The 1,682-nt window shown below is 58.0% G+C and carries 1 pseudogene; it reads left to right on the top strand.

Features of this window, described 5'->3' with window-relative positions:
* Positions 1–65: 65 nt before the first annotated feature.
* Positions 66–1,642: pseudogene (locus tag AWB68_RS44625) on the top strand (IS3 family transposase).
* The last annotated feature ends 40 nt before the right edge of the window (positions 1,643–1,682 follow it).

The following is a 1,682-nucleotide window of genomic DNA, read 5'->3' as shown; positions in this document are numbered from 1 at the left end:
ATCCCCCGGTGTCATAGTAGTTGTCGCCTCTGAATTTTCTTAATTTGAAGAGTCAGAGGTGTAGGTTGAAGGCAAAACAAACGTATTCTGTCGAGTTCAAAGAACAAGCGCTGTCAAAGGTCTTGCAGCGCGGGAGTCGCACGGTTGGATCCGTGGCCGACGAATTGAACATGAACTTACTGACATTAAGGAAGTGGATGAGAAGTAGCGCCGCTGCGAATCGGAGCTCGGGCTTCGGACACGCAAAACGTCCAGAAGACTGGTCGCTGGAAGAACGGCTACTGGCTTTGCAGGAGAGCCACGGGTTGGTCGACGAGGCACTGAACGCGTGGTGTCGTGAACGGGGCCTGTTTGCTCATCATCTCGCGCAGTGGCGCGTGGATTTTTGCGCCGTCGTCGGGACCGGTAGCCGGCGCGAGAACGCCCAGGAAGTACGGGATTTGAAGCAGGCGAACGTGCAATTGCAGCGCGAATTAAACCGTAAAGAGAAGGCGTTGGCTGAAGCGGCGGCGTTGCTGGTGCTGCAAAAAAAGTATCGTGCGTTGTTCGAGGGCGAGGCCGAATGACGGCCCTTGAGGAACGCAAAACCATGATTGCCTGGATCGGCGAGGCGACCCTGGCCGGTGCCCGCCAAGCACTCGCGTGTAAGGAGCTGGGGCTGAGCGCGCGTACGGTGCAGCGTTGGCAAAGCGGCGAGCCTGACGCGGTCGATGGGCGCTCGTTACGACAATACGAACCTCCTCACAAGCTTTCCGCCGAGGAGCGTTCCGAACTGTTGGCGGTGGCAAACTCGGCTGAATTCGGTCATTTGCCGCCAAGCCAGATTGTTCCTCGCCTGGCTGACCAGCAGCGCTACATCGCCTCCGAATCGACTTTCTATCGGGTGCTGAAAGCCGAGAAACAGCTCGCACATCGGCGTAGCGAGCGGCCGGTCAAAGCCTGCGGCAAACCACCAGCGGTCCGCGCAGACGCACCGAATCAGCTCTACAGCTGGGATATCACGTACTTGCCGGCGACGATCCGCGGGCAGTACTTTTACTTGTATCTATTTATGGACGTGTTCAGCCGCAAGATCGTCGGCTGGCAGGTCTATGCCGAAGAGAGTAGCGCCCAGGCCAGTGAAGTCCTCAAGGACCTGTGCGCGCGTGAGACGATACAACCGAACCGGGTGATTCTGCATTCCGACAACGGCGGCCCGATGAAAGGTGCCACGATGCTCGCCACCTTGCAGGCTCTGGGCGTGATGCCGTCGTTGAGTCGCCCTGGCGTAAGCAATGACAACCCTTTTTCCGAATCACTTTTCAAAACCCTGAAGTACCGGCCGGCTTATCCGCTCGAGGCGTTCGATACCCTGTTCGCGGCCCGCACATGGGTCACAGAACTGGTGCGCTGGTACAACCACGAACACCGCCACAGTGCGATCCGGTTTGTGACACCGGCCCAACGTCATGCGAATCTTGATCGTGACATTCTCGAGCGCCGCAAGGCGCTCTACGAGGCTGCGCGCCAGCGTAATCCGCTTCGATGGAAAGGCGCTACGCGCAACTGGCAGCGCATTCATGTCGTTCATCTGAATCCCGATCGTGCTGACCTAAGCAGCGCGATCTCGCAATCCCGAAACCAGGAGCCAAAAGCCGCCTGAATTCCAATCGTCGAGGCGACAACTACCTTGAAAACTTCCG

Origin of the sequence: Caballeronia choica (genome assembly GCF_001544535.1) — a bacterium.
Taxonomy (GTDB): domain Bacteria; phylum Pseudomonadota; class Gammaproteobacteria; order Burkholderiales; family Burkholderiaceae; genus Caballeronia; species Caballeronia choica.
Note: the sequence above shows the minus strand (reverse complement) of the source record. Positions and strands in the feature narration are given on the sequence as shown.